Annotated in this window: 6 protein-coding genes; all 6 read left to right on the top strand. The window is 64.9% G+C overall.

Annotation, left to right across the window (positions count from 1 at the left end):
• Window positions 1-357: 357 nt before the first annotated feature.
• Window positions 358-768 (top strand): hypothetical protein, encoded by a 411-nt coding sequence (locus ACP5E6_RS14845; RefSeq protein ID WP_427955228.1) that lies wholly within the window; start codon window positions 358-360, stop codon window positions 766-768.
• 756 nt (window positions 769-1,524) lie between these two features.
• On the top strand, window positions 1,525-2,598 hold the full coding sequence (locus tag ACP5E6_RS14840) for a PEP-CTERM sorting domain-containing protein (RefSeq protein ID WP_427955225.1): 1,074 nt from the start codon (window positions 1,525-1,527) through the stop codon (window positions 2,596-2,598).
• Between the two features lie 622 nt (window positions 2,599-3,220).
• Complete coding sequence (locus ACP5E6_RS14835; protein WP_427955223.1) at window positions 3,221-4,195, top strand: IS1595 family transposase; 975 nt, start codon at window positions 3,221-3,223, stop codon at window positions 4,193-4,195.
• Complete coding sequence (locus tag ACP5E6_RS14830) at window positions 4,192-4,734, top strand: hypothetical protein (RefSeq protein ID WP_427955220.1); 543 nt, start codon at window positions 4,192-4,194, stop codon at window positions 4,732-4,734. The genes ACP5E6_RS14835 and ACP5E6_RS14830 overlap by 4 nt, the downstream gene beginning before the upstream one ends.
• A gap of 32 nt (window positions 4,735-4,766) precedes the next feature.
• On the top strand, window positions 4,767-5,606 hold the full coding sequence (locus ACP5E6_RS14825) for a sulfotransferase family protein (protein ID WP_427955217.1): 840 nt from the start codon (window positions 4,767-4,769) through the stop codon (window positions 5,604-5,606).
• Between the two features lie 542 nt (window positions 5,607-6,148).
• Entirely contained in the window at window positions 6,149-6,439 is a 291-nt protein-coding gene (locus ACP5E6_RS14820) for a PEP-CTERM sorting domain-containing protein (protein WP_427955215.1), read from the top strand.
• Window positions 6,440-7,360: the final 921 nt, after the last annotated feature.

Below are 7,360 nucleotides of genomic sequence, written 5' to 3'. Positions count from 1 at the left end.
GGGGGACGGCTTTGGGTGGGGAGAAGTGGCGGGCAGTGGTGGAGTTTGGTCTGGTGGTTCCGGCGCTGATTTTGTCGGTGGTTGATGTGGTGGCGTTACCGGCGTTGGCTCGTGGCGTGTTTGGTCTGGGCGGGAGCCTGGTACGGCTCATGTAATAATGTTTCAAATCCACCCGCCGCATCGCCCGAAACCCAGCCAAACCCCGGATCATCCCGCCACACCAGCCCCGACAAAACCCCGTCGCACCCACGCCGCTGGTGATTACACTACCCAGATGACCCCGTCCGCCCGACCACCGGCTGATCCCAAACCCGCCCAACCCAGCGGCCCCCACCGTCGCGCCCCCCAAATCAACGCATGACCCCCGCAAATCCCCGGCACCGCCATCGCCACAAACCCGCCCCGGCCTCGCCCGGCCCGGTGCCACCGCCACCTGACACCACCCCCAGCGACCCGAAGCGCCGCTGGTCGCGCAACATGAGCCTGTACGATCTCACCGGTGGGCGAAAATATCTCACCGCCAGCGAACGCGCCGCCTTCCTCCGCCGCACCACCCTGGCCGACCGGCCGGTCCGCGCCCTCTGCCTCACCCTGTACTACACCGGCTGCCGCCTCTCCGAAGCCCTCGCCCTCACCGCCGATCGAGCCGATCTTACCGCCGGCGTGCTAGTCTTCGAAACCCTCAAGACACGCGCCGCGGTCTCTACCGGCCGGTCCCGACCCCCCCAGCCTGCTCGAAACCCTCGACCTCGTGCACGGGATCCGTGAACGGCAGGCACGTCGCAGTCACGCCACACGACTTTGGCCCTGGTCGCGCATGACCGGCTGGCACGCGGTTCAGACGTGATGCGCGCCGCCGAACTCACCGGCCCTAGGCCATGCCGAAATGGCTGCGCCACGGGTTCGGCGTCGCCGCGGTCGCCGTCGGCGTTCCACTCAAACTGATCCAGAATTGGCTCGGCCACGCCCAGCTCTCCACCACCGCGATCTACGCCGTCGCAATCGACGCCGGCGCGACGTTACCTTCGAGGCGCGCAGCCAACCACCCGGACGCCGCCTTGCGGCACCGATCCGCCCTGGCTCCTGCGCCCGGATGCCCTGCGATTGGCGCGCTGCTGTCGCCCCCCAGCCCCGATCAGGCGATCCGCCCGATCGCCCGGTCGATCGGCACGGCGCCAACCTACCCGTCCCGAGAGCTGAAGCGACGGCCGGCCGACACCGATCGCGCCCGCAGCCGCTTTGCCGCGATCCGGAACCGGCGCGATCCCTGCAGCGGCGCGACAGACACCGGGGTCAAGGATCCAGACCCCCGGCCCGGCACCGCAACCGGCGATCCCCCCGGCGCCACGGCCCCGATGCCGCACCCGCCGATCACAGAATCTCGTGTCAGGATTCTTTACACACGCGCGGGAAAGATTTTGGCATCAACTTGTATTTCAATCATTTATTGTGATGGCGTAAATCTTGCTTGGTAATTATACAACCCTAAGTTATCCCTCACAACCATGAAACGAGTTGCAGATGATGAACCGCCGCTGGATCAGACACCTGATCACCACCACCGCCCTGGCCGGCCTGCTCGGCGCGACCACCCTGACGCTCACCCCCCGAGCCGAAGCGGGATCCGGCAACATGATCGGGACCGGACTCACCACAATCGCCGATACCGGCAGCATCGTCGATTATACCGTCAGCACCACCGGAACCTATGAGATCACCGCTGTCGGTGGCGGTGGCGGCGCCGATGGCGGTGGCTATGGTGGCAGCGGCGCCATGATTTCGGGTAATTTTAACCTGAATGCCAATCAGGTTCTGGCGATCCTCGTGGGCGGCGGCGGCGGCCAAGGCGTGTTTGGTGGCGCTGGTGGGGGCGGCGGCGGGAGTTTTGTTGTGGTCCAAAACGGGTCAGTCCCCCTGGTGATTGCCGGTGGCGGCGGCGGTGGTGGCAACGGGATCAGCGGCGGTGGTGCGGGCGGCAGCGCAAGCGACAGTGCCACCAACGGCAGTGGCTTCGGTGCCGGCGGCGGCGGCTCTAGGGGCGGCTATGGCGGCGGTGGCGGCGCCGACGGCGGCGGTGGCGGCGGCGGTTATTTCGGTGGCGCCGGTGGCGGCTTCGGTTACCAAGCCACTGGTGGCGGTGGCGGCGGTGGCGGCGGCTTCGGCGGCACCGGCACCGGCGGTACGGGTGCGAGCGGTCACTACGGCAGTGGCGGTGCTGGTGGCGCCGGCGGCGGCGGCGGCGGCGGCGGCTACAACGGGAGCGCCGGCAGCGGCGGTTTCGGCGGCGGTGGCGGTGGTGGTTATGCTGGCGGCGGCGGTGGCGGCGGGTACAGCGGCGGTGGCGGCGGCGGCGGTTACGGCGACGGCTTTGCCGGCGGCGGTGGCGGCGGCGGCTCGTATCTGGCATTTGATGCGGGCGACGCCAGCCTGATCGCCGGCACGGATGGGATCAATGGCGGCGTCGGGGGCGATGGTTCCGTAACCTTCTCCTTCGTGCCGGCATCGACCCCGGTGCCCGAACCCGGATCATTGGCCTTGCTAGGCACCGGCCTGGTCGGGTTAGGGCTGGTCGTCCGGAGACGACGCCAACGGCGCTGATCGCCCCTAACCAACCGGGCGGTTCCGGCACCGCCCGCGGCATCGTCACCCTCCATCGCGCCATCGGCTCAATCAGACGAGGCACTCCATGCGCGGTCAAACCCCGCCACGCAGGAGATCGGCACCGCGTTTCTTGGAGCAATCGGCCGGGGGTTTGGCCCCGGAGAACCCCGTCTCGGCACGGGGTTCCGCCGCGTTCGGTCCCTGCCCCGTTGTCGCTACCGCAACCAACAGCTGGATCACGCGCCGTCGTGACGCGTGCCCGGCAACGGGCGGCGGGTGTCAGCACGCGCATTTTCCAGGATCCTGAAACTCATATGGACGCCGCGTCACCCATCACGATCCAGTGCGATCGGCTGCGCAGACAGGCCGTTGACCCACCCGCCCTGGATCAGCGTGACGAGCACCCGGTCGGCATGGTGTGGCGGATCGTGCCGGCGCCGGGTGGTTTGATCCGCGCCCGATCGCCAACGCGCCGCGGCGCGAGCGACCCGCGCCGGCCGCCTCCGCATGGCGCGCCAGGGCCGCCCGTCCTTACCCTGGTCGTCAGAAAAGGCTCAATTCGCATTAGCGATGCACGGCTGTATCGGGTAGGCTAACGGTCTGCACGCAGGAGGCGAAGATGGACCAGCGGGACTATGTGGCGTGGCTTTCAGAGATCGACGAGCTATCGACAGAGCAGCGCGTGGAAGCGGGCTGTGTGCTGGCGGAGCAACCTTCCAGGGAGGCTTTGATTTGCCAGCTTGAAGATCGGATCGGCGTGCATCGTCGCTGCCCTCATTGCGCGGTTGAAGGAGCTGTGATTCGAGGTCGGTCCAACGGACTGCAACGATATTTCTGCCGAGGCTGCAGTAAGACGTTCAACTGCCTGACCGGGACGCCGTTGGCACGATTGCGGCACAAGGAGCGCTGGTTCGACTTCGGGGCTTCAATGAGCAAGGGTCAGACCGTGGCGGCATCGGCTGCGCGCTGCGGAGTTGCCGGCAGCACAGCTTTTCGGTGGCGGCATCGCTTTCTGCGGGCGGCGAGCAGCGGAGTGGTCAAACTATGCGGCATCGTTGAGGCCGACGAGACCTTTTTGTTGGCCAGCCGCAAGGGTGAACGCGCTCTCGATCGCAAACCCCGTAAGCGTGGAGGCAAAGCATCCAAGCCAGGGCTGTCGAATGAAATGGTCCCCGTTCTGGTGGCCGCCGACCGGTCTGGTTCCACCGTCAGTGGGGTGTTGTCGTCCGTCTGCGCTGCCGCAATCGAAGCTGTTCTTCGTCCCGTTCTGAGTAAAGACGCCATGCTGGTTACCGACGGTTGCACCAGCTATCCACCCTGTGCCGCCGCGTTGGGCGTGAGCCACGAGGTGCTCAACCAATCAGCAGGCGAGCGGGTGCGAGGCGATCTCCATATTCAGACGGTCAAGAGCCGCCATGAACGCCTCAAGAGCTTTCTCCGAAGCCATCGAGGCGTCGCAACCAAATATCTCGGCAGCTACCTACGATGGTATCATCTTGTCATCCTTCCTCGACTCCCCTCGCTACGAGCCGGCCTCGCCACAGCCGCAGGAATGCTGAGTTTCAGGCCCACGTGCATAGCTAATGCGAATTGAGCATCAGAAAATCAACAGCACCACGCCACACCGGTCGGCCAGGCGACCCCGGCGCCGTCACCACCCCTGACCTTGATGACGGGCCCGTAGGGCCGGAGGCGACGCCCGGTGGTGTACGCCACCCCGACACCGATCCCGCCGGCACTCCAGTCGCCATCACCCGCCCGCACGGCGCAGGGGAAATTACGATACCTGCGGCCGGTGTACCGATGCGCGGCATGACGCCCGGCTGGTGCGGCGTTGCACCCCCCATTATTGCGCCGCCCGGCGATCCGCGCGTGACCCTGGTTCAGATCACGGCGGACGCACCGACGCCGGTCGCCGCTGGCGCCAACCGGGCCATGCCCCTGCCCGCTTGCTCATGCGACAAGATGCCGCCGCAACCATCCCGGCAAGCCATCTGGCGACGGGCCGGTCCGGATCCTACCCAAGCCATCCCGCCGATCGCCCGATCCCACAATGCCACCGCCCGCCGGGGTACGACCCGCGCCGCCCCCCGCGCGGTCGCATCACCGGGCGTGGTGCGCTATGCCGCGTGACACCACTCCATTATGCCGATTGGAATCCCCTGATGACGACGTCCCGATCGACCGCGCCGCACCGCCGGTTTCATTTCATCTCCGGTCTGCCCCGATCCGGCTCCACGCTCCTCGCAGCGATCCTTCAGCAGAATCCCCGGTTCACGGCGGGGATGAGCGGTCCCGTCGCGGGGCTGGTGACGAGTCTTCTCCACGAGATGAGCGGCAAGAACGAGTTTTCGGTCTTCATCGACAACAATCAGAGGACCCGTATGCTACGGGGTCTGATCGAGGATTTCTATGCCGACGTCAAAACCCCGGTGGTTTTCGATACCAACCGTGCCTGGTGCAGCAAACTTCCCCTACTCGCCACCCTGTTTCCCGACAGCAAAGTGATTGCCTGCGTGCGAAATCTGTCTTGGATCATCGACAGCGTGGAGCGTGTGGTGCGGCAGAACGCCCTTGAACCCTCGATAATCTTTAACCATCAGAGCGGTGGGACCGTCTACTCTCGCACCAACGGACTGGCCGGACCCGACGGGCTGGTCGGCTTCGCCTATGACGCCCTGAAAGACGCGTATTACGGCGACCAGGCCGAAGGGCGCTTGATACTGGTCTCCTATGAAAATCTGACGGCCCAACCGGAACGGACCTTGAGCGCGCTATATGGGTTTCTCGGCGAAACCCCCTATCGCCACGACCTGAACCATCTGACATTCGATGCGCAAGCTTATGATCGCCGGGCGAATACGCCCGGACTTCACAACATACGTCCCGCAGTACGGCCTCTGGAGCGACGTACTATCCTGCCACCCGAGTTGTTTCAGCGGTTCAGCAGGGATTCGTTCTGGACCGACCCGCAGCGCATGCGGGCGGGCGTGATCGTGCTGTAGCCGGCGGAATGGCGCTGCGCTGACGCAGGATTTGTTTTGCGCCGGGTGCGACCGACAGGGTGATGCGTGTCTTAACTCTTACCCTTGCATCCCGCCTCACGGGAACCGCCCCGAATCTTCGATCAGCCAATGCGTGAGGGGAAGCCATCCGCATCCCTCGGTCCTCTTGCGGTATTGGTGAGTGGGTCTCACGCCAAGCTAATGGATCGAATCCGACGACGCGTCCGCCGAATTGGGAAAACATAGCCATCCCGCAGTGTTTTTTATACGATTTCGAGAATGAAATCTTGCACCCGTGGTCGTTTCATTGCATGGCTTTTAATATGTGGATCATTCGTTGCGTAAAAGCATGCCGGGGTGTAATCGCGAGCCACCCGGTGGCTGCAGGGGCTCCCGCAGCGGTGACCACGATCGGTGCCGGCGCGGCCTTGGGCTTGATGTTGACCTCAGCGCCACCACCAAAACCGCAACTGCCCTGTGGCTGCCACCAGGTCTGGATCGCGCCGGTCGCACCGATGACCCCGCAGACATATGGTCAGGTCATGAAAGACGCTGGTAATGCGGCGCTGGCCCCCATTCCACTTGACACGGCACCGGGTGGCGCCATCGATCCGCCTGCAGGCGGGGTCGACTTCCTCCAGCCGCTCAGTCCCGTGGTGCCGATCGCGCCATTACCGGTCAATTTTCTCGTCGTGCCGACACCCCATACCCCGGCGCGGCCGGTGCCCGAACCTTCGGCCCTCGCGATTCTGGCAACGGCACTGGCAGGCGTGGCGCTATTTCGTCCCAGCCGCCGGTTCGGGGGACGCACTGGGGAAGCCGGTCGCGGCTGATCACCCGAAGCGGGAGCCGCCGGAGCTGATCGACCTGCCTAAACCCCGATGGCGCCGGATTGTGCCTTAATACCGCGCACGTGCAGGGTAATATGGGCGACGTCTCCGGTCGGACGGATTCCGGCATACCTCTCGCGCGGGCCGTCGGTGGCGTCGACCGGTCGGACCCAGGGCAGCAGCAGTTCTCTGATCCATCCGGGTTGCAAACCCGCACCAGGAGATTATTCCAAGAGGGAAAACGGCGATCGTGCCGTGGCAGAGTCCGGTGATGCCGGGAGCGCAATCCTATGTCAGCCTCCCGTTGTCCTCTTGGTCCCAATCTTGTTCGGCAGATGCTGGTCAAACGCATTGCGCAATCGTCGGAACTGGAAACGATGGGGCGAGAACAACGTATCTCGCGATCGGTGGAACCCTGCCAAAACCCCGCGCAGGTCCGATCATTCGACTATCGTTGAAAGCCGCATCCTTTCCTGCCACACCTGTCCAGACCGCGAGGGTCTGCTGACAGCAGTCCCGAGGAACGGAACCCGGCCTCCGCTGCCCCTAGCGATCGGGGCGCAGACATTCCAAATGCGGCAGCGCCGACCGAACCCTGGTTCTTCGTCCCGGTCGCGATGGCGGTGGTAGATTTGTTGCCCGTCTCCCGACCAAATCACCCGCGTTCAAAACGCCGCCATCGGTCTCATCGATGTTGGCATCATCATGTCGATTGTCCCGGTCAGGCCAAACCATCGCCCGCCGCCATTCGCGCAGCCTCATCCCGAATATTTCATCGCCTCCGCTCCGTGGCACCAGCTTCTCGCCAAGCACACGGACGCCGGTGGTATCGGGAAATGTATGACCATGTCGGGGGGGGCATCTCCCGGTCAGGGGTTACGCATGAAAGTTGCCGGTGAGAACTTGCTCCATGTATCGGTTATC

This window comes from Acidiphilium sp. (assembly GCF_049977125.1).
In the GTDB taxonomy this organism is placed as follows: domain Bacteria; phylum Pseudomonadota; class Alphaproteobacteria; order Acetobacterales; family Acetobacteraceae; genus Acidiphilium.
The sequence above is the reverse complement of the archived record's forward strand: the minus strand, read 5'-3'. Positions and strand labels throughout refer to the sequence as shown.